A 21,641-nucleotide genomic window follows, 5' to 3' on the forward strand; every position below is an offset into this window, starting at 1 on the left:
AATTACAAAAGTATAATCAATTATTACTTTTTAAATTAATTACAAAAATTCAAAATAAGTTATGATTAATGTAAGGATCATGGTAATTAAAATAAACAGGGAGGAATAATATGGCTAAATTAGAAAATGATATTGCTTTAAACGGTAATCATAATGAGGTAAATGATGTTACAGGTTCATTTGAACTACTAATGGAATCAATAGAAGCATACCAAGATTATATTGGAAAGAAGGTATCTAAACATGCTTCTAAAAGAGATTGGCAATCGTCAACAGAGTTATTGAACCAAGGGAAGAAAATTGACTTATTTATAGAGAAGGTTCAAGCTTTAAAAAAAGAATGGCTTAATCTAATATTTGGTGATGGCGAGTATGCTGATAATACTGATAACGACGGGGTTGATAGAGAAGAAATTTCCGCCACAGCACGAACAAGTTGGAGTATTACAGAGGGGAAAATTCGCATTGAAACAGATAGAATTGAAGGTAAACCTTATTCTAACGTTGTTCCATTAGCCTTATTTAAACAAATTATTTTTTGCGCCCTTAACTATATAGGAAAACAAAAATACGTAAAAACGACGAATGTATTGAACGACATGGGCAATGAGATCAGGTCAAAGAGTGATTATAAAAGGGCGCAACGAATTCCGATCTATGCCACTTTTAAAGTATTAGTGAAGGAAAACCATTTTAAAAACGATGAAGGAAATTCACATAAGTACTTACTTGCTAGCTCAAAGGAACAGTTGATTAATTGGGTTGATAGCTTAAAATAATTAATGGCAAGAAAACGACTCAAACCTTTAAGGCTAAATAGTAGTATTCTATACGAAAGTGAATTCGGCCTGCGGTATTAGCTATCCCTTTCTTTAACAACTGGAATAAGCTAGGAAACAGGTCGGTTTTTTGGGTTAAAATCTCAGTACGTTTGTTCTCCATCCTGTCCCACCCTTACTAATGCTCTCACACGGGCTTCCAAAGCCCCGCTTCTGTATTGACGAATTAATATAAAAAGTATTAAGGGAAATTGCGTCGATGCAACGATTCCTATATAGAGGGTTCCTTATATAAAATAAGAATAAGACAACCGAATTGAGACTTACAATCTTTCTGCCTTACTTATCTCGAAATTACCGAAAAAATAGAAGAAGACGAACTTCAAAAGTCCGCCTCCTACACTAAACGTAAAATCTGAATCGGCACGAAATCGGCACGACTACTTCTTATTAGGTTATTGAATTGCTCTCAAACATTGATACACCAAGGTTTGTAGAGGATTAACCTATACTACCTTCCATTTCGAACTTGATTAATCGGTTCATTTCAACGGCGTATTCCATTGGTAGTTCTTTTGTAAATGGTTCGATGAAGCCCATGACGATCATTTCTGTTGCTTCCTGCTCAGAGATGCCGCGGCTCATCAAGTAGAAGAGCTGCTCTTCGGAAACTTTGGAAACCTTCGCTTCGTGTTCAAGTGAAATATTGTTGTTTAGTACTTCATTGTATGGGATCGTATCAGAAGTTGATTTATTATCCATAATCAGCGTATCGCACTCAATGTTAGCACGAGCACCGTCAGCTTTACGGCCAAAGTGCACCAAGCCGCGATAGTTGGTTTTACCACCATGCTTGGAAATTGACTTCGAAACAATCGTCGAAGAAGTATTTGGCGCCAAATGAATCATTTTTGAACCCGTATCCTGAACTTGGCCTTTGCCGGCAATTGCAATCGATAATGTCATGCCGCGGGCGCCTTCACCCTTCAGGATGACAGCCGGATATTTCATCGTTAATTTGGAGCCAATGTTACCATCAACCCATTCCATTGTGGCATTTTCTTCACAGACCGTACGCTTCGTAACCAGGTTGTAAACATTGTTGGCCCAGTTTTGAATCGTTGTATAACGGCAGTAGCCGCCTTTTTTAACGATAATTTCAACAACGGCACTGTGAAGCGAATTGGTTGTATAGACCGGGGCGGTACAGCCTTCCACATAGTGGACACTGGCGCCTTCATCAACAATGATCAAGGTTCTTTCGAATTGTCCCATGTTTTCCGAGTTGATCCGGAAATAGGCTTGTAATGGCGTATCAACCTTTACACCTGGTGGAACATAAATGAACGAACCGCCAGACCAAACCGCCGAGTTTAATGCCGCAAATTTATTATCTGTTGGAGGGATTACCTTTGCCCAGTGTTCACGGAAGATATCTTCGTTTTCTCTTAAAGCGGAATCGGTATCTTTAAAGACGATTCCTAAGGCTTCAAGGTCTTCCTTCATGTTATGGTAAACCACTTCAGACTCATATTGGGCCGATACACCGGCAAGATACTTCTGTTCTGCCTCCGGAATTCCCAGTTTATCGAAAGTGGCCTTGATTTCAGCTGGGACCTCATCCCATGATTTCTCGGACTTCTCGGACGGTTTTACATAATATGTGATTTCGTCAAAGTTTAACCCACTTAAATCTCCGCCCCACATCGGCATTGGCTTGCTGTAGAAGATATCCAGTGATTTCAAGCGGAAGTCCAGCATCCACTGTGGCTCACCCTTCATCTTGGAGATTTCTTCAACAATTTCTCGGGTCAAGCCACGTTTTGACCGGAATATGGAAACGTCTTTATCGGCAAAACCGTATTTATAATCACCGATTTCAGGCATCTTTTTTGCCATTGTCGTATTCCTCCTTCTTAGAAAAGCGGAAGCGCCTTGGTAAGGGGCGACAAGCAAAGATGCGCCGACATGAAGGTTGTTCTTTAACCTTCCTGTCGGATTGGCTTATGACCTCGAGCCCCCTAGGCGCTGGAGCTAGACATCATCCCAATCTCCACCGCTTCGTCGTTTTATTCTTTTTCCCCTTCAGTTAACCCTCTTTCCATCGCCTTCCACGCTAAAGTTGCGCATTTAATCCGGGCGGGAAATTTGGAAACACCGTGAAGTGCTTCAATATCACCTAAATCCATGTCTTCATCTATTTCTTTGCCTTGCATCATATCAGAAAAAATCTTCGATAATCTCAAGGCATCCTCTACTTTTTTCCCTTTAATCGCCTCCGTCATCATCGAGGCGGATGACATCGAGATGGAACAGCCTTCCCCCTCAAAGCGGCAATCCTCAACAATTCCATCTTCCACTTTAAAGGTTAATTGAATCCGGTCGCCGCAGGTCGGGTTATTCATATTTATCGTATGGCTGCCATCTTCTAAAATGCCACGGTTTCGCGGCTTTTTATAATGATCCATGATCACTCTTCGGTATAAGGCGTCTAAATTAGAAGACATCGCTGAAATACTCCTTTGCTTTGACAAGGCCTTCGCTCAGTCTGTCAATATCTTCTTCTGTATTATACAAATAAAAGCTGGCACGTGCCGTTGCTGTAACGTTCAACCATCTCATTAATGGTTGGGCACAATGATGTCCGGCACGAACCGCAATTCCTTCTGCATCCAATACGGTTGCCACATCATGCGGGTGGACGTCGGTCAGATTAAATGTTACCAGTCCGCCACGCTTTGCAGCATCATGCGGGCCGTAAATTGTAATCCCCTCGACAGAAGACAGTTTATCCATTGCGTAAGCGGCAAGTTTATGGTCATGCTCAGCAATTTGCTCTAACCCAACTTCATTCAAAAAGTCAATCGCAGCGCCAAGACCGATAGCACCGGCAATAATTGGTGTGCCCCCTTCGAATTTCCATGGAAGCTCTTTCCAAGTTGATTCGTATAAATGGACGAAATCAATCATTTCTCCGCCAAATTCGATTGGCTCCATGTTCTCGAGCAAATGCTTTTTACCGTAAAGAACACCGATCCCGGTTGGACCACACATTTTATGACCGGAGAAAGCGAAAAAGTCACAATCTAAATCCTGGACATCGACCAGCATATGCGGGGCACTTTGGGCACCGTCAACGACGATAACGGCATTATGTTCGTGAGCAATTTTAGCGATTTCCTTAATTGGATTGATCGTCCCTAGAACGTTTGACACCTGGGTTACCGAAACCAATTTTGTGTTGTCCGTAATCGCCTCCCGAACGTCTTCCAGAGAAAGAGTACCATCCTCCTGGAGCGGAATATATTTTAACCTGGCACCGGTTCTTTTTGCCACCTGCTGCCATGGGATGATATTACTATGATGCTCCATATGGGTAATAACAATTTCATCACCTTGTTTTAAATTTGCGGCAGCGTAGCTTGCCGCTACGGTATTCAGTGATGTAGTGGTGCCCCTGGTAAAAATAACTTCCTCGAGTGATTTGGCATTAATAAACTTACGAACCTTTTCCCGTGCTCCTTCATATGCATCTGTTGCCTTTGTTCCTAATGTATGCACCCCGCGATGGACATTGGAATTGTATTCGCGGTAGTATTGATTAACCGCCTCAATGACCTGAATCGGCTTTTGTGACGTCGCAGAGCTGTCTAGATAAACCAGCGGGTGGTCATTAACTTCTTGATCTAGAATCGGAAACTGACGGCGAATATCCTGGATATTCATTATTTTACTTTCCTTTCGATAACTTCAGATAATTGTTTTTTCACTTTTTCAATTGGCAATTGCGTTACAACCGGTGCAAGGAAGCCATGAATGACTAAACGCTCTGCTTCGGTCTGTGGAATCCCTCGGCTCATCAGGTAATAAAGCTGTACCGGATCTACCCGTCCGACTGAAGCGGCGTGCCCGGCCATGACATCATCCTCATCGATTAACAAAATGGGATTGGCATCACCGCGTGCTTTTTCGCTGAGCATCAGCACCCGGGAGGTTTGCTCGGCATCTGCTTTGGAGGCACCGTGTTCAATTTTACCAATACCGTTAAAAATCGTAGTTGCACTATCTTTTACCACGCCATGGTTTAAAATATTTCCTTGGGTATGTTTTCCGAAATGAACAACCTTCGTCGTGAAGTTTTGCGTTTGCTCTCCACGGCCAACGACAACCATTTTCGCATCCCCAATAGAACCGTCACCAAGTAAGTTCGTGGTGTTCTCAAAAATGGTATTTCCTTCGTTCATTGACCCCAGGGCCCAATCAATCTCAGAATCTCTGCCGGCGACTCCGCGACGGTTCACATATGCGGTCATTCCTTTTGCCAAATGATCAACAGCACCGTATTGAACTCGAGCATTTGTATTGACAACAAGTTCCGTTAAAATATTGGCCAAAGTATCGGATTCTTCCACTGTGGAAATATAGTTTTCAACGTATGTTAAAGAACTATTATCATCTGCTACCACGATAACATGGTTAAACAAGTTGGCTTCTTTGTCATCATGAACAAATACAGCCTGAATCGGTTCAGTGATCTCCACATTTTTCGGTACATAAACGAAAACACCGCCGTTAACAAGTGCCGCATGAAGCGCTGTCAATTTGTGTTCATCTGCATTGATTGCCTGCGTCATATAATATTTTTTTAGCAGATCGCCATGCTCCCTCGCAGCGGTAAAAATGTCGGTGAAAATAACGCCTTTATTTTTCAATTCGTCCGACAGTGTTAGAAACGCAGGTGTCTGATTGCGCTGAATATAAAGATTATGTTTACTGGTCTCTATATCTACTAATGCTTTTACTTCTTCCGGAAGGTCAGCAAGAGATGAATAGGCCTGACTTTTCACTGTATGCTGGCGAAATTGGGTAAAATTCCATTTTTCAATTTTTGTTTTTTCCGTTTTTGGCATGGGCAGCTGTTCAAATTGCTCCAAGGCCTTTAGACGAAGCGCCGCAAACCAGGCAGGCTCGTTCATAGCACTAGAAAAAGTACTGACGAAAGCCTTATCGAATGGTAATTTTATTTCAGTTGTCATGTTAATCCTCCTAACCCTAAGACTTAAGCTTCTTGCTCAACTGTTTCATCTTCAATGCCAAGTTCTTTTTTAATCCAGTCGTAACCTTCCGCTTCTAAACGTTGCGCAAGTTCAGGACCGCCATTTTTAACAATCCGGCCATCCATCATCACATGGACATAGTCAGGAGTAATATAATTTAACAAACGTTGATAGTGAGTGATAATCAAGCAACCAAAGTCATCACTGCGCATTTGATTGACACCTTTTGAGACAACCTTTAAAGCATCGATGTCAAGTCCGGAGTCAATTTCATCCAAAATGGCAATTTTAGGTTGAAGCATCATTAACTGCAGAATTTCATTGCGTTTTTTCTCTCCACCGGAGAAGCCTTCATTTAAATAACGCTGTGCCATATCTAAATCCATCTCAAGAAATTCCATTTGCTTATCCATTTGACGAATAAATTTCATTAATGAAATTTCATTTCCTTCGCCACGGCGGGCATTGATCGCCGAACGTAAGAAATCAGCATTTGTCACACCATTAATTTCACTTGGGTATTGCATTGCTAAAAACAACCCGGCACGGGCGCGCTCATCTACTTCCATTTCCAAAACATTTTGACCGTCTAAGGTGATGCTGCCGCTTGTTACTTCATATTTTGGATGGCCCATGATCGCCGATGATAGTGTGGATTTACCAGTTCCATTCGGGCCCATGATCGCGTGAATTTCGCCACCTTTTATTTCAAGGTTTACACCTTTTAAAATTTCTTTTCCTTCAATGGCAACATGAAGGTCCTTAATGATTAAAGTTGATCCAGCCATATCTATACCTCCGAAAATTTTGTATCTCACAGACCGTAGAGATCTGTTCCCTTTATTCTCACTTTATTCTCATTACAATCTTATAACATATGAAAACTATTATCAACTAATAAGCAGAAATAACTATTCCTATTTTCAATGGACTAATCATAAATGAGAATGAAATAAGTTTTTACGAAAAATACAGATAAAAATATATGTAAAACTTAATCCGCTTTAAATGATACTCCTTTTTTGGCTCAATTTCCAACGCTTGATAATATCTATTTTTTTCCAAAAAATCCAGATTCATGTATATATAAACACTCGCCGACGGGCAAGCCCGTTAGGACGGTTCACGAGGCGTAGTTGAATTTATGCAACTTAAGAAAGCGTAAAATTCAGAAAAAATTAAATACCTTCTTATTAGCCAAAAAAGGCCAGTGGAGTGCCACTGACCTTCTTTAATACTATTTTTATTTTGAAATAGGAACGACAGCACCTTTGTATTTATTCAGGATAAAGTCTTGAATTTCTTTTGATTGTAATGCCTCGACTAGCGCTTTGATCGCCGGTTTGTTTTCATCGCCTTTACGAACGGCAATAATATTAACATATGGTGAATTCTTATCTTCGATGGCAATCGCATCTTTTAATGGATTTAAACCAGCATCAATCGCATAGTTTGAGTTGATTAAGACCGCATCGCCTTCACCCGTTTTATAGATTTGCGGCAGAAGCTTCGGTTCATAGTTGGCATCAAATTTTAGATGCTTGGGATTGTCCGTGACATCTTTTATATCAGCAGTTGTCTTATCGATTCCTGCTTTTAACTTAATAAGTCCTTCATTTTCAAGCAGTGATAACAAACGACCATGGTCAGAAACGGAGTTACTCATAATTAAATGAGCTCCATTAGGAAGATCGCTTAACTTTTTGTATTTCTTAGAATAGATCCCGATTGGCTCAATATGAATGCCGCCGGCGTTTACGAAGTCATAGCCAAATTCTTTAATTTGTGCGTTTAAGTAAGGAATGTGCTGAAAGTAGTTCGCATCCAGTTCTTTAGATTCAAGGGCTTTGTTTGGTAAAACATAGTCAGTAAATGTCTTAATCTCAAGATCGATTCCCTTTTTCTTGAGGATCGGCTTTGCCTGTTCCAAAATTTCAGCATGGGGAACTGGTGATGCACCGACGACTAATTTTGTCGTTTTTGCTTGATCTCCGCCGTTTCCGTTGCTTTCCGATTTTTGTTTTGATGTACCGCAAGCTGCCAATGCCAGTACAAGTGCTAATGCTAAAAGTGCTCCAAGCCATTTTTTCATTTTGTATATCCCCTTTTAAGTAATTTGAAAACCCCGCCTTATGGACTGTTCAATTGGATCACCATCGGGCAAGACTTTATTTAACGTTTATCGATTTTTGCTGTGATTGTATCGCCAATAAATTGAATTACAAAGACAATTAGTAAAATAATGATAGTTGCGACAACCGTGACATCATTTTGATTTCGCTGATAACCGTAATTATAAGCGAGATTTCCTAAGCCGCCGGCACCAATTGCCCCCGCCATTGCCGTATAACCAACGAGGGCAATGGCCGTCACGGTAATTCCAGAAACAAGGGCTGGCAGCGATTCGGGAAGCAGCACCTTCCAAATAATCGTCCATGTTGACGCCCCCATTGATTTCGCCGCCTCGATTACACCTTTATCAATTTCCCGGAGGCCGATTTCCACCATTCTTGCATAAAACGGTGCCGCTCCGACAATCAATGCCGGCAATGCTGCTGTTTCACCTATCATCGTCCCAAGTAAAAAAACGGTAAATGGGATCAACAAGACAATGAGGATAATAAACGGGATTGATCGAAAAATATTCACAATCGCACCGATCACCGTGTTAATCAGTTTATTTTCCCACATATTATCTTTTCCGGTGAGAAACAGCAGCATACCAAGAATAATTCCCAAAACAAATGTAACAAGAACGGAAATCCCGGTCATAAATAAGGTTTGATTGGTTGCCTCCCACATGATTTGCCAGTCAACATTCGGGAAATACTTAGCCATTTGAAACCACCTCCACGCCTACCTGCTGGGAACGAATAAAGTCAACAGCTTTATTCACTTCTTGTTCGTTCCCATCGATATGAACGAATAATGTTCCATAGGAGCCTTTTTGGGTTTGCGAGATTTTCCCTTGCAAAATATTGACATTGACATGGAAACGGCGAATCAAATTGGCAATCAATGGCTGTTCAGCGGAATCGCCGATAAAGGTTAACTGGATAATTTGTCCGGAATCATAGCATTTAAGCAGGTGTTCAGCGATTTCTTTTGTTTCTTCAGGTTCGGACACTTGCTGGACAAACCGTTTGGTGATGGGCTGCTGCGGGTTTTTAAACACATCCAACACAGAACCAATTTCAACGATTTTTCCTTTTTCCATTACCGCTACCCGGTGACAAATTTTTTGAATGACATGCATTTCATGAGTGATTAACACAATCGTTAAACCAAGGCGCTTATTGATATCGACTAATAAGTCCAAAATCGAATCGGTTGTTTCCGGGTCAAGGGCGGAAGTTGCTTCATCACAAAGCAATACCTTTGGATTATTGGCAAGCGCTCTGGCAATTCCGACACGCTGCTTCTGACCGCCGCTCAACTGTGATGGATAAGCATTCTCCCTGCCCTCCAAGTCCACCAGCCTGATCAATTCAGCCACCCGTTTTTTCCTTTCCGGCCCTTTTATGCCGGCAATCTCCAGCGGAAAGGCAATATTTTCACTGACCGTTCGGGACCATAATAAATTAAAGTGTTGAAAAATCATGCTGATTTCCTGACGGGCTTTACGAAGTTCGCTGCCCCTGATCTTCGAAATGTCCCGCCCGGCGACGGTAATGGTTCCTTCTGTTGGAAGTTCCAGTCCATTCAGCATCCGGATTAACGTGCTTTTTCCAGCGCCGCTGTAACCAATAACACCAAAGATTTCTCCGTCCTTAATTTCCAGATTGACATCATCAACGGCAGTTAATTGCCCTTCCTTGAAAGGAAAAATCTTTCGGACATTTTGGATTGAAATCATCAAATCACCCGCTTCTTATCCTAATATATAGGGTTTGATTTTTTGAATGGAAAGATTCTTTTTCTTTAAGGTCAAATCGTGAAAGTCATCACGCCGTTTAAATCCTATTCATAGAAAAAGCCTTTCCGCACAGGCAGAAAGGCACAACTAATCAAACCTTTCTCCCATCTTTCAAAGCAACTGCTTTGTGTGAATTGGCACCATTTCAATAATGACGGTTGCCGGGCTTCATCGGGCACATCCCTCCACCTCTCTTGATAAGAGATAACAAATCCTATATTCATTATTCAAGCAGCACATTATGTAAATGCGCTTCTATAAAGTACAAATGAAATCGTACCACGGATAAAAAGAGGTGTCAATTAATTTCTCTCACATCTGCCCGAAACATTCAGACATTTGTTTTTAAGGAAGTCAAGCCGGTTGCCGCGGCAATGGCGTCTTCGAGATCTTCGATGAGATCATCGACATTTTCGATCCCAATTGACAGGCGGATTAAATCCTCCGAAACGCCGGCTGCCTTTAATCCTTCTGCATCCAGCTGCTGGTGTGTCGTGCTGGCCGGATGGATGATCAAACTCTTAGCATCGCCAACGTTTGCTACATGAGCCCAGATTTTGATCGAATTAATTAAGGTTGCCCCGGCCTGTTTGCCGCCTTTAATACCGAAAACAACCATTGAGCCTGCCCCTTTTGGGAGGTATTTCTGAGCCAGTTGATAATCAGGATGTGACGGATGCCTCGGATAGGAGACCCATTCGACAGCAGGATGGTTCGTTAAATATTCGACCACCTTTTCGGTATTAGCCACATGTTCTTTCATCCGGACATGAAGAGTCTCAAGGCCGAGCACAAATTGAAAGGCATTTTGCGGGCTAAGAGCCGGTCCTAGGTCACGCAACAGTTGAACACGGGCTTTAACGATATAGGCAGCGGCCCCGATGGCCTCGGCATAAACAAGGCCATGATAGCTGTCATCTGGTGTCGTGAAGCCCGGGAACTTCGGTGAATTCCAATCAAACGTACCGCCGTCGACAATAATACCGCCCGTCGTTGTCCCGTTGCCTAACAGCCATTTTGTCGCAGAGTGGACGACAATATCAGCACCATGCTCGATTGGCCGGCAGAGGTATGGGGTCGCAAACGTATTATCAATGATAAGCGGCACACCAGCCTCGTGGGCAATCTTGGCTACTTTTTCAATATCCAAAATAGTTAAGCTGGGATTTCCGATCGTTTCAGCAAACACCGCTTTTGTTTTTTCCGTGATCGCAGCACGGAAGTTTTCCGGATCTTTCGGATCAACAAATTTCACATCAATGCCGTATTTCGGGAGTGTCACAGCAAATAAGTTGTAGGTGCCGCCGTATAGAGTGGATGCCGAGACAATTTCATCACCAGCTTCGGCAATATTTAAAATCGCTAGAGTAATCGCCGCCATTCCACTAGCAACCGCCAGTGCGCCGACACCGCCTTCCAGCAGGGCCACTCTGTCTTCAAAAACAGTCGTCGTTGGATTGTGAATCCTGGTATAGATATAACCTGGTTCCGCTAAAGCAAACAGATTTGCGGCATGTTCCGTATTTTTAAATTGATAGGCATTATTTTGATAGATCGGAACTGCCCGGGCCCCCGTTACCGGGTCTGGTGATAAGCCACCATGTACACTTAATGTTTCAAAACGATATTTTTTTTGATTCTCAGCCATTCGACACTCGCTCCTTTTGTCACAATTTATAAAGAAACCCCCGCTTCATAAGAAGAGAGGGGGGACTCTTCTTATCTTTCAGAGCAAGCCGCTCTGCTGGATGTAGCACCGTGTTTATAACCGGTTGCCGGGCATCATTGGACCAGTTCCCTCCGCCGCTCGTGATAAGAATCTTTATTGAATTGTGTTTATTGGTAGAATATTTTAAAAATATCTTACCCGAAGTTTAATTCCGAGTCAATAGGTTTGATTAAATTATTTTTTCTAAATAGTGATCGGGCCTTGTTAAGTAAAATATGGACTCGAGCAGCAATACCATTCTCAATGGGGCCACAACCTTTAAACATCCATTCCGTTCCAATAATCTCAGTCTTTCCTTGCCCTCCAACAGCTGCGCGATCGCCGGTTGACTGCCGGAAATCTCAAATCTTGTAAGGCTGTCGGATATTTCCTTTTCTACAGTGATTTCACCATTATAAAATACCAGTTGGATCACCTGGCCGTCAGCAGCCAGGTTTATCCGGAAATCAGCCTGCTGAATAATGGCATGAAGATATTCTTGATTTTTCAATGCCTCGATAAAGTGGTTCACGATTTCGATCATCATCTATCACTCCGGTTCATTACTCCTACTTACATATTCGGAATGGAAACCGGAAATCCTTTCATCTTCACTCGACCTTTTCTGCTGAAGTCCTGAAAAATATGTCGTTTTTTCGAAATATGTGCTGAGTGTATTCATTCTTTTCGGCATTCACTATTTCACCGTGAGTTGTCCGGATTATTGATTAAAACCGAAATGACCACATACAAAAAGCAGACACTTCTTAAGCATCTGCTTGTATTAACTCTTTATTTATTTTTTCCAAAAGAAATGGGACCGAGTGGAAGGCGTAAATGGTATCAACGATTTCCCCGTTCCGAATCAGCAGCAAGCAGGGGACACTCTCGATCACCAGTTTCTCAGCAAGATCCGAATAATAATTAAGATTCATTTTCCCCATTTCTATTTCAACGAGGTGTTCCACCACCCCCAGCATTTTTCCGGCGAGCTGGCAAGTGCCGCACAATGGTGTGTAAAAATACACTAGCCCCGTTCCTCGCTGATTTAAAAATATTGATAAATCATTACGGTTCCATTCATTCATAAGCCATTATCCCATTTCTAAAAACTCTGTATAAACATCAATATTAGCGCCCAATAAAACAGTCGCCAAATGATGCACCGGGGCTGTTGCGACTTCGCGGTACATCCGGTCTATATATAAATGTTCTGCATTAGGAAATTCACGCTTAAATAGCTTGCGGAGCCGTTCACCGGCCTCGTCCGCATCCACAAGGATATAGACATCCTTGTCATCGAGGAATTCAATCCATTCTTCCAATTTTGTATGACTAATCGTCCCGTTGGTACAAATAATTTCAACGGGTTCCTTGACAATCCGTTTTACCCTATCTTTATCCGATTTTCCTTCGACAATAAGAACTTTGTCAACATACGAATCATTCATCATCCATCACCTGGCAGAAGTGGTTTACTGTTAACATATTCTAATACCATGAAGTATGCTTCAACTATGTATGTTAACAATATCATGATTGTCAATTTTAAAATAGTTTTTTGCCTTCAACCTAGTTTTCCCATTCCTAATGCAGGTAACGTGGAAATATCACCCAAAGAAAAAGCACCCCCTCAGGTGCCCTTTCTCCGAAAAACTAGTCTTCTTTTATTAACTCTTCATATTGTTCAGCCGTCATCAGTTCATCAAGCTCGCTGCTATTTGATAATTCAACTACAATCATCCATGCCTTTTCATATGGCGACTCGTTGACAAATTCAGGGCTGTCATTTAACTCTTCGTTTACCTCCACCACTTTACCGCTGATAGGGGAGTAAAGTTCCGATACCGTTTTAACAGATTCTACACTGCCGAATGGCTCGTTGGCGGTTAATTCATCGCCGACCTCCGGAAGTTCTACAAAAACAATATCCCCCAGTTCTGATTGTGCGAAGTGAGTGATCCCGACACGCACTTTGTCCCCTTCCACCTTCACCCATTCATGTTCCTCGGTATAACGCAAATCTTTTGGTATAGTCATAGCAAAAAATCCCTCCATTGTTTTTCTAAAATCTATCATCGAATATGATCGATTCCCGGAACATAAAAAGCCAGCTGAATTATTTCAGCCATATTTTCTCATACTCATCCTCTTTAAAGCCAACTGTAACAGTTTGCCCGTCGGTTACTATCGGTCGTTTTAACAGCATGCCGTCAGATGCCAGCAAGTCCAAAAGTTCAGCTTCATCGGCTGACTTCATTTTGTCCTTGATTCCTAATTCTCGATACTTTTGTCCGCTGGTATTAAAAAATTTTTTCAATTCCAAACCGCTGCTTCGATAGAACTTCTCCAATTGTTCACGTGACGGTGGATTATCCACAATATGTATAGCTTCATAGGAAAGATGATGGGCATCTAGCCATTTCTTAGCATTTCGACATGTACCGCATTTAGGATACCAGTAAAAAGTCAGAGACACTCAACCTCACCGCCTTTTACGAAAAATAAGCCCACAGGCCTCCATCTGAATAGTATCATATTCTATTAGAAAATCCTAACAGACAAACCCCATCTCATTCAAACAATTTCGACATGATTCTCCGAAATCCTTCTTAGCCAAAAATAAAAATCAACAGGGCCTCCTCATAGTATGGGAGGAAGCCCTGTTTTCTTTGATTAAACGACAAAGCGTTCTGCGGCAATAAGGACATCAGCTGCTTCGCGTTTTTTCGCAATCACGTTAATTGGGGTGTGGCGGGTTAATTTGCGAAGGGTAGATAACATCAGCCGCAGTGTATCGCCCTGCTCAACAGCAACAAGCGTTTCTTTGGCAACGGCTTCAATATGATTGAAAGCTTCCTGGCAGAAGATTTGCGTATACAGAAGCTTCTGCTTGCTCTTATCTGCGCCGTCTTTGGCCTTTGCTTTTTCGGTCCGTAAGACAACGGATTCCATGGCGTAAACGTCAGAAATGATATCAGCGATATTTGCCAGTACCTCTTGCTCGGTTTCTAGGGCTTTACCATATTTTTGTGCGGCTAGGCCAGCTGCTAACAACGCAATTTTCTTGGCATTTTTGACAAGATATTTTTCTTGAGCAAGCGGCTCATCACCTGGTTCTTCCGGCATTAACATCATGATTTCTTCCTGCAGCGCCAAGGCTTTTTGGAATAATGGAAGATCGCCTTTTAGTGCTTTTTTCACCAGTGTTCCCGGCACTAATAAACGGTTAATTTCGTTCGTTCCTTCAAAAATACGCTGAATGCGGGCGTCGCGGTAGGCTCTTTCAATCGGGTATTCCTGCATAAATCCGTAGCCGCCATGAATTTGCACGCCTTCGTCAACAACATGGGCCAATACTTCACTGGCAAAGAATTTATTTAATGAACATTCAATCGCGTACTCGGCAATTGAGTTGGCCACTTTTTTAATGTCTTTTGCTTCCTCAGTGGAAAGTCGGCCTTGGTTATCTTCATACAAGCCAACGGTACGGTAGACGGAGCTTTCTGCGGCATAGATTTCAGATGCCAATGTTCCGAACTTTTCTTTGGTTAAATTGAACTGCGAAATCGGTGTTTTGAATTGCTGACGGCCGTTTGCATATTGAATCGTCATCTCTAATGCTTTTTTCGAACCACCGACAGACCCTACTGCCAATTTATAACGTCCAATATTAAGGATGTTAAAGGCAATGACATGACCTCTGCCAATTTCACCCAGAAGGTTTTCAACCGGAACCGGTACATCTTCTAGAATAAGCGTACGGGTGGATGAGCTCTTGATTCCCATTTTCTTTTCTTCGGCACCGGTAGAAACACCTGGAAAGTCGCGTTCAACGATAAAAGCTGTAAACTTCTCACCGTCGATTTTGGCATAAACAACAAACACATCGGCGAAGCCAGCATTAGTGATCCATTGTTTTTCGCCGTTTAAGATATAGTGAGTGCCTTCTGCATTTAATTTCGCCGTTGTTCTGGCGCCAAGGGCATCCGATCCGGATCCAGGCTCTGTTAAAGCATAGGCCGCCAGTTTTTCACCGGAAGCAAGTGCCGGTAAATAGCGTTTCTTTTGGTCCTCGTTCCCGAATAGAACGATTGGCAATGAGCCGATCCCAACATGGGCGCCATGAGAAAGGGCAAATCCGCCACCGCCGGACATTTTCTCTGTTACCAGCGAAGAGGTGATTTTATCTAAGCCAAGGCCTTCATATTCCTCGGGCACGTCAACCGCCAACAGTCCCAATTCACCAGCTTGTTTTAACAGATTGACGGTAATATCGAATTCATGCTGTTCGAGGCGCTCAAGCACTGGCTGCACTTCTTTTTCGACAAAATCCTCGGCCGTCTTGGCAATCATTAAATGCTCTTCGGTGAAATCTTCCGGCGTTAAAATATCTTCATATGATAAATCTTCAATTAAAAAGCTTCCGCCTTTAACTATTTTTTTTGTTTCAGTCATGATTGTTTCCTCCTATTGTTATTTTTCAAACGGGACCAGGGGTTCCCTGGCCCCAACAATGCATTAAAGTAACTCAAACACTCCGGCGGCACCCATTCCGCCGCCAATACACATCGTTACGACACCAAATTGCTGCTGTCTGCGTCTTAATTCGTTAATTAATGTTAAGGTAAGCTTTGCACCGGTACAGCCAAGCGGATGGCCAAGGGCAATCGCCCCGCCGTTGACGTTCACTTTGTCTTCATCGAGACCAAGCTCGCGGATGACTTGGATCGATTGAGACGCGAACGCTTCGTTTAATTCAAATAGGTCAATATCGGAAACTTCCAGGCCGGCCAGCTTCAATGCCTTGGGGACAGCGACAACCGGGCCGACTCCCATAATTTCTGGCGGTACTCCGCCAACGGCAAACGATCTGAATTTGGCCAATGGCTTAAGCCCAAGGGATTCGGCCTTTTCACGATCCATCACCATCACGGCGGCCGCTCCGTCACTTGTTTGTGAAGCATTTCCGGCGGTTACGGTGCCTGACACCGAGAATGCGGGACGAAGTTTAGCCAGCGTTTCAAGATTCGTATCCGGGCGGACACCTTCATCCTGGGAAAATTGAATGGTTTTTTCGACCAGTTTATTGTTTTGATCAACTGTGCGGATGGTGACGTCAACCGGGACAATCTCATCGACAAACTTACCTTCTTGAATCGCCTTAAAGGCACGCTGATGGCTTCTTACCGCAAAGGCATCCTGTTCTGCTCGGGTGATGCCGTATTTTTTCGCCACCTCTTCAGCTGTATGGCCCATTCCCATATAGTATTGCGGTGCGGTTTCTGCCAGTTTAATATTCGGGCGCACCACATGCCCCATCATTGGAATCATACTCATCGATTCCACACCGCCAGCGATCGCCGTATCGGCATGTCCAAGCATGATCGACTGCGCTGCATAAGCAATCGACTGCAGACCTGATGAACAAAAACGATTCACGGTGATCGCCGGCACTGTATGCGGCAGTCCTGCCAACGCCCCAATATTACGGGCGACATTATTCCCCTGCTCCGCTTCCGGCATCGCACAGCCTATCACTAAATCATCAATATTTCCTTCATAATTTCCGGCCCGCCTTATTGTTTCTTTTACAACCAATGCTCCTAAATCATCAGGACGTACAGTGGCAAGCGTTCCTTTTTTTGCCTTACCTACCGGGGTCCGAGCTCCGGCAACGATTACCGCTTCTCTCATGCCATTCCCTCTCTTTCTTGCAATTTGTAAAAATACGAGTCTATTTTTTAAAGGGGCTGACCGTTTCTGCCCCAGTTCATTCTAGTTTCTTAACGGTTTCCCTTTTACAAGCATATGCTGCATGCGCTGCTGCGATTTTGGTTCCTGAATCAGGCTTAAGAATGCTTCTCTTTCAAGATCCAATAAGTACTCTTCATCGACTTCTGTCCCAAACGGCACTTTACCGCCGGAAATAACGTAAGCAATCTTTTTGGCAATTTTCATATCATGCTCGGAGATATAGCCGGATAGGCGCATCGCTTCGGCACCAAGCAATAATGTGGCATAGCCGGTTTCTCCTGTGACCGGTACCTTTCTGCGCACTTTCGGCTTATAACCCTGTTCATATAGAGCAAGCACTGCCTGTTTCGCATCATACAGCTGGTGATCAGGGTTCACGCTGATCCCGTCGGATTTGCTTAGGAAGCCATTTTCACGGGCCTCTTCAGCCGAAGTGGAAACCTTCGCCATCGCAATCGTTTCAAACACTTTAATGGCAACTTGCTGCAGATCATATGGCACACCGCTTGGCAGGTTTTCCAAGTGTTTCATGTAAAGCTCTTTGTTGCCACCGCCGCCAGGCAGCAAACCGACACCAACTTCAACAAGTCCCATGTACGTTTCCGAAGCTGCCTGAATATGGGCAGCAGGCAGGCAAACTTCAGCGCCGCCGCCTAGCGTCATCGCAAATGGTGCGGCAACAACCGGTTTCGAGCTGTATTTCAGTTTTAATAATGCTTTATGAAGCTGGCGGACAATCAGGTCGAGTTCATAAATATTGTCGTCTTGAACTTCCATCAGCATCATCGCCAAATTGGCACCGACACAGAAGTTTTTACCTTGGTTGCCGATAACAAGACCTTTATAATTTTTCTCGACTTCATCAATTGCGTAGTTCAGCATTTGTACGATATCCATCCCGATTGCATTGTTCGGTGAATGGAACTCAAGCAAAGCGACACCGTCACCAAGATCAATCAAACTGGCACCGCTATTCTTTTTAATGACACCCTTTTGTTTCTTGATTTTTTTAAGGTCAATTACCTTTGGATTGAACTCAACTAATCGATATTCACCATGATGGTAGAAGAAGAGTTCGCCATTTTCTTCGATATAGAAGGAGGTATGGCCTTTTTCGAGCATTTCTGTCACCCATGCAGGAACTTCAATACCCGATTCCTGCATTTTTTGGACCGATTTTTCCACACCGATGGCATCCCATGTTTCAAATGGGCCCATTTCCCAGCCAAAGCCCCATTTCATGGCCCGGTCAATCGCGACAATATCATCGGCAATTTCACCTAGAAGCTTTGCAGAGTAGACAAACGACTTGGCAAACGTATTCCAGAGGAATTGCCCGGCACGGTCGTTAGCATAGACAAGCGCTTTCAGTTTGTTTGCCGTTCCTCTTTCTTGTTTGGCAAGCTCAACAGCCGGTGTTGAAAGCTTTTTACGCGGACCGTATTCAAGTGTATTGGGATCCAGTTCGAGGATTTCCTTGCCCTTTTTCAGGAAGAAGCCTTGACCTGATTTGCTGCCAAGCCAGCCATTCTCAACCATTTTTTTCAAAAATTCCGGTACTTCAAAGACCTTCTTTTCTTCTCCTTCGACTTTCTCATAGACATTGCCGGCAACATGATAAAATGTGTCTAGCCCCACGACGTCAAGGGTGCGGAAGGTGGCACTTTTTGCCCGGCCGATCAGCGGACCGGTGATGGAATCGACTTCCCCGACGCTTAACCCTGATTGAAGCATTTCTTGGACGGTCACTAACAAACCATAAGTCCCAATCCGGTTGGCAATAAAGTTCGGTGTATCCTTGGCCACGACAACACCTTTCCCGAGAACATCCTCACCAAAAGTTTTCATAAAGGAAAGAACATCCGAGTCCGTATATTGCGTCGGAATGACCTCTAATAATTTCAGATAGCGCGGCGGGTTAAAAAAGTGTGTCCCTAAGAAATGCTTTTTGAAATCATCGGAACGCCCCTCCACCATGGCTTCTACTGAAATTCCAGAAGTGTTGGAGCTGATAATGCTCCCTGGCTTACGGTACTGATCTACTTTTTCAAATACTTGTTTTTTTACATTTAGGTTTTCCACTACCACTTCAATAACCCAGTCGACATCCTTCAGTTTGACTAAGTCGTCTTCAAGGTTACCGGCCTCAATAAGGGCAAGATTTTTTTTCGTTGTTAATGGTGCCGGTTTCTGCTTTAGCAGTTTTTGAATCGCTGTGGCACTGATGCGGTTACGCACCTGTTTATCTTCTAATGTAAGTCCTTTTGCTTGTTCTTCCTTCGTTAATTCACGTGGCACGATATCGAGTAATAATGTTGGAATACCAATATTTGCCAGGTGGGCAGCAATCCCAGATCCCATGACCCCTGATCCTAGTACGGCCGCTTTTTTAATCAATCGACTCAACATTGTCTCCCCCTTCATAAGCTTTGAATGAATGCTCATTCATTTTTCTGTTAAAAAAAATATGCCTGTGAATGAGCCTTGTTATTACTAATAATAAAATATTTTGAAAAATTGTGCAATCAGTAAACGTGGAAAATTGAATTTTTTTTGAAAACTGACTTATCGCCATATTTTTGTTACCTTAGGGCAATCTATCGGATGAGGTGATAAACATGGCGAGAATGAAGAAAAATCCTTCCAAAGCCGGCGTAAGTGCAGCAAGCGTGAAGGGCAATGCTGGCCCCGGCCGAGAAGCCAGCGGGGTCGATAAACAAAACAGCCAAAACAATCAATATAAAAGATGAAGTAAGCGTGGGCCGGAACCTAATATGGTGCCGGAACACGCTTACCTGTAAGCTCATTTTTGTACTTACGAACTTTTTCTTTCCTTTTGTTCGGACTTGTAGTACCCATCAGCCCAGAATTCAGCGTTCTTAATACCTAATTCCGTTGAATTGAATTCCGGATCTTTGCCTTGCTTCAGCTGCGCTTCATAATCTTTTAAGGCGAGAATCGCCGGTTTGCCTAAGAAGAAAAGGGCTAACAAGTTCAGCCAAACCATGATTCCTAATCCGATATCCCCCATTGCCCATGCGGTCGTGGCTGTTTTAACTGCGCCATAATAAACCGCACCTAAAAGGACCAATTTTAAAATAAACATGGCTGGTTTTCTGTTTTTGCCTCTTACCAGAAAGGCAAGGTTTGTTTCGGCAATGTAGTAATACGCATAGATCGTCGTGAAGGCGAAGAAAAATAGAGCGACCGCTACAAATGCTGGACCAAATCCCGGGAGTAAAGTATCAACTGCCGCTTGCGTGTAGCCAGGGCCGCTTTCCACTCCTTTAAGGTGCTCAGCTAATAATTTTCCTGAACCATTTACGACATTGTAAGAATTGGTAAATAAAATCATCATCGCAGTTGATGTAACAACTAAGAACACATCAAGATAAATGGAAAATGCCTGGACCAGTCCTTGCTTAGCAGGATGTGATACTTCTGCGGCAGCGGCAGGGTGAGCACCAGTACCTTGACCAGCTTCGTTTGCATACAGACCCCGTTTTACTCCCCACATAATCGTTGAACCGAGAATTCCCCCGAACATTTCTTCTGCCCCGAAAGCACTTTTAAAAATAAGACCGAAAACTTCTGGAATTTTGTCAAAGTTAACCACCACAATGGAAATAGCGATAAGCAGATATCCGAGTGCCATAAACGGAACGATAAATTCTGCCACTCTGGCAATCCGCTTTACCCCGCCAAAGATCGTTGCCGCGATCAGCAAAACAACTACGGCTCCAGTAATAGTAGGGCTAATCCCAAAGGCATTTTTAATGCCTTCTGCGATGGAGTTTGTCTGAATACCAGGCATTAAAACAGCCATTGCGAGCAGGGTTGCAACGGCAAACACAACCGCAAACCATTTCCAGCCAAGTCCTTTTTCAATATAGAATGCTGGTCCGCCGCGATACTCTCCATCTTGCTTTTCTTTATAAATTTGCGCCAGAGTCGACTCAACAAAGGCGGATGCGGCACCAATAAAGGTGATGACCCACATCCAGAAGACGGAACCCGGTCCCCCAAAGTAAATACCTGTTGCCGTGCCGGCAATGTTCCCTACCCCAATCCGGCCGGATAAAGACATAGCCAATGCCTGGAACGACGAAACCCCCTCATTGGAGCCCTTCCCGGACGCTATTAACTTTACCATTTCTTTAATGTGCCGGATCTGCAAGAATCTTGTGCGGAAACTAAAGTACACCCCCACAAAAACGATGAAAATGACCAGTGGTGCACTCCATAAATAGCCGGAAACATTGGTTACCAGTTTGTCTATCAAAAAAATTCCCCCTTTAAATGCTGTAAAATAGATTCTAACCCCAAGGTGTTATACAACAGGATGTCACTAAAATATTATAAAATTTCAATAATAATATTTCAATAGAATATTTCTTATCTTTTATTTTTTCTGACTTATCTAG

20 protein-coding genes and 2 riboswitches are annotated in these 21,641 nt (G+C 43.2%); of the genes, 2 read left to right on the forward strand and 18 right to left on the reverse strand.

Going from position 1 to position 21,641, the window contains the following annotated elements; genetic code table 11:
* Positions 1-110 precede the first annotated feature (110 nt).
* Entirely contained in the window at positions 111-779 is a 669-nt protein-coding gene (locus tag JK635_RS22175) for a hypothetical protein (RefSeq protein WP_202656108.1), read from the forward strand.
* A 501-nt stretch (positions 780-1,280) separates the two neighbouring features.
* On the opposite strand, the gene sufB is transcribed toward JK635_RS22175, so the two are convergent.
* The 17 genes from sufB to JK635_RS22260 form a co-directional block, all read right to left on the reverse strand.
* Positions 1,281-2,678: a Fe-S cluster assembly protein SufB gene (sufB, locus tag JK635_RS22180; protein ID WP_202656109.1), complete on the reverse strand. Its 1,398-nt coding sequence runs from the start codon at positions 2,676-2,678 to the stop codon at positions 1,281-1,283.
* 170 nt (positions 2,679-2,848) lie between these two features.
* On the reverse strand, positions 2,849-3,286 hold the full coding sequence (gene sufU, locus JK635_RS22185) for a Fe-S cluster assembly sulfur transfer protein SufU (RefSeq protein ID WP_202656110.1): 438 nt from the start codon (positions 3,284-3,286) through the stop codon (positions 2,849-2,851).
* Complete coding sequence (locus JK635_RS22190; protein WP_202656111.1) at positions 3,276-4,505, reverse strand: cysteine desulfurase; 1,230 nt, start codon at positions 4,503-4,505, stop codon at positions 3,276-3,278. Before JK635_RS22190 ends, sufU begins: the two co-directional genes overlap by 11 nt.
* On the reverse strand, positions 4,505-5,815 hold the full coding sequence (sufD, locus tag JK635_RS22195; RefSeq protein ID WP_202656112.1) for a Fe-S cluster assembly protein SufD: 1,311 nt from the start codon (positions 5,813-5,815) through the stop codon (positions 4,505-4,507). The genes JK635_RS22190 and sufD overlap by 1 nt, the downstream gene beginning before the upstream one ends.
* A 23-nt stretch (positions 5,816-5,838) precedes the next feature.
* Positions 5,839-6,624 carry a Fe-S cluster assembly ATPase SufC gene (gene sufC / locus JK635_RS22200; protein ID WP_202656113.1) on the reverse strand — a complete coding sequence of 262 codons (786 nt, stop codon included), beginning with the start codon at positions 6,622-6,624 and terminating at the stop codon, positions 5,839-5,841.
* A gap of 455 nt (positions 6,625-7,079) precedes the next feature.
* Positions 7,080-7,928 carry a MetQ/NlpA family ABC transporter substrate-binding protein gene (locus tag JK635_RS22205; RefSeq protein ID WP_202656114.1) on the reverse strand — a complete coding sequence of 283 codons (849 nt, stop codon included), beginning with the start codon at positions 7,926-7,928 and terminating at the stop codon, positions 7,080-7,082.
* Positions 7,929-8,008: 80 nt separating this feature from the next.
* Positions 8,009-8,674 carry a methionine ABC transporter permease gene (locus tag JK635_RS22210; RefSeq protein WP_202656115.1) on the reverse strand — a complete coding sequence of 222 codons (666 nt, stop codon included), beginning with the start codon at positions 8,672-8,674 and terminating at the stop codon, positions 8,009-8,011.
* Complete coding sequence (locus JK635_RS22215; RefSeq protein ID WP_202656116.1) at positions 8,667-9,692, reverse strand: methionine ABC transporter ATP-binding protein; 1,026 nt, start codon at positions 9,690-9,692, stop codon at positions 8,667-8,669. The genes JK635_RS22210 and JK635_RS22215 overlap by 8 nt, the downstream gene beginning before the upstream one ends.
* A 161-nt stretch (positions 9,693-9,853) precedes the next feature.
* Positions 9,854-9,956, reverse strand: a riboswitch (SAM riboswitch).
* 127 nt (positions 9,957-10,083) lie between these two features.
* Positions 10,084-11,400, reverse strand: coding sequence for an O-acetylhomoserine aminocarboxypropyltransferase/cysteine synthase family protein (locus tag JK635_RS22220; RefSeq protein WP_202656117.1), 1,317 nt, complete (start codon positions 11,398-11,400; stop codon positions 10,084-10,086).
* A 68-nt stretch (positions 11,401-11,468) separates the two neighbouring features.
* A riboswitch (SAM riboswitch) is annotated at positions 11,469-11,571 on the reverse strand.
* A 79-nt stretch (positions 11,572-11,650) separates the two neighbouring features.
* Positions 11,651-12,007 (reverse strand): SCP2 sterol-binding domain-containing protein, encoded by a 357-nt coding sequence (locus tag JK635_RS22225; protein WP_202656118.1) that lies wholly within the window; start codon positions 12,005-12,007, stop codon positions 11,651-11,653.
* 220 nt (positions 12,008-12,227) lie between these two features.
* Complete coding sequence (locus tag JK635_RS22230) at positions 12,228-12,548, reverse strand: thioredoxin family protein (RefSeq protein WP_202656119.1); 321 nt, start codon at positions 12,546-12,548, stop codon at positions 12,228-12,230.
* A gap of 6 nt (positions 12,549-12,554) precedes the next feature.
* Positions 12,555-12,911, reverse strand: coding sequence for a toprim domain-containing protein (locus tag JK635_RS22235; protein ID WP_202656319.1), 357 nt, complete (start codon positions 12,909-12,911; stop codon positions 12,555-12,557).
* A 205-nt stretch (positions 12,912-13,116) separates the two neighbouring features.
* Positions 13,117-13,500 carry a glycine cleavage system protein GcvH gene (gcvH, locus tag JK635_RS22240; protein WP_202656120.1) on the reverse strand — a complete coding sequence of 128 codons (384 nt, stop codon included), beginning with the start codon at positions 13,498-13,500 and terminating at the stop codon, positions 13,117-13,119.
* Between the two features lie 79 nt (positions 13,501-13,579).
* A complete protein-coding gene (locus tag JK635_RS22245) occupies positions 13,580-13,939 on the reverse strand; it encodes an arsenate reductase family protein (RefSeq protein WP_202656121.1) in 360 nt (119 codons plus the stop codon).
* A gap of 197 nt (positions 13,940-14,136) precedes the next feature.
* A complete protein-coding gene (locus JK635_RS22250) occupies positions 14,137-15,918 on the reverse strand; it encodes an acyl-CoA dehydrogenase FadE (protein WP_202656122.1) in 1,782 nt (593 codons plus the stop codon).
* Between the two features lie 63 nt (positions 15,919-15,981).
* Entirely contained in the window at positions 15,982-17,157 is a 1,176-nt protein-coding gene (locus JK635_RS22255) for an acetyl-CoA C-acetyltransferase (RefSeq protein ID WP_202656123.1), read from the reverse strand.
* A gap of 81 nt (positions 17,158-17,238) precedes the next feature.
* Complete coding sequence (locus JK635_RS22260) at positions 17,239-19,623, reverse strand: 3-hydroxyacyl-CoA dehydrogenase/enoyl-CoA hydratase family protein (protein ID WP_202656320.1); 2,385 nt, start codon at positions 19,621-19,623, stop codon at positions 17,239-17,241.
* A 212-nt stretch (positions 19,624-19,835) separates the two neighbouring features.
* Here JK635_RS22260 and JK635_RS22265 point away from each other — a divergent pair, with 212 nt between their 5' ends.
* Positions 19,836-19,967: a YuzL family protein gene (locus tag JK635_RS22265; RefSeq protein ID WP_202656124.1), complete on the forward strand. Its 132-nt coding sequence runs from the start codon at positions 19,836-19,838 to the stop codon at positions 19,965-19,967.
* Positions 19,968-20,032: 65 nt separating this feature from the next.
* Here JK635_RS22265 and JK635_RS22270 read toward each other — a convergent pair whose 3' ends face one another.
* Positions 20,033-21,496 carry an alanine/glycine:cation symporter family protein gene (locus JK635_RS22270; protein ID WP_202656321.1) on the reverse strand — a complete coding sequence of 488 codons (1,464 nt, stop codon included), beginning with the start codon at positions 21,494-21,496 and terminating at the stop codon, positions 20,033-20,035.
* Positions 21,497-21,641: the final 145 nt, after the last annotated feature.

The sequence above is a fragment of the Neobacillus paridis genome (assembly GCF_016765675.1).
Lineage (GTDB): Bacteria > Bacillota > Bacilli > Bacillales > Cytobacillaceae > Neobacillus > Neobacillus paridis.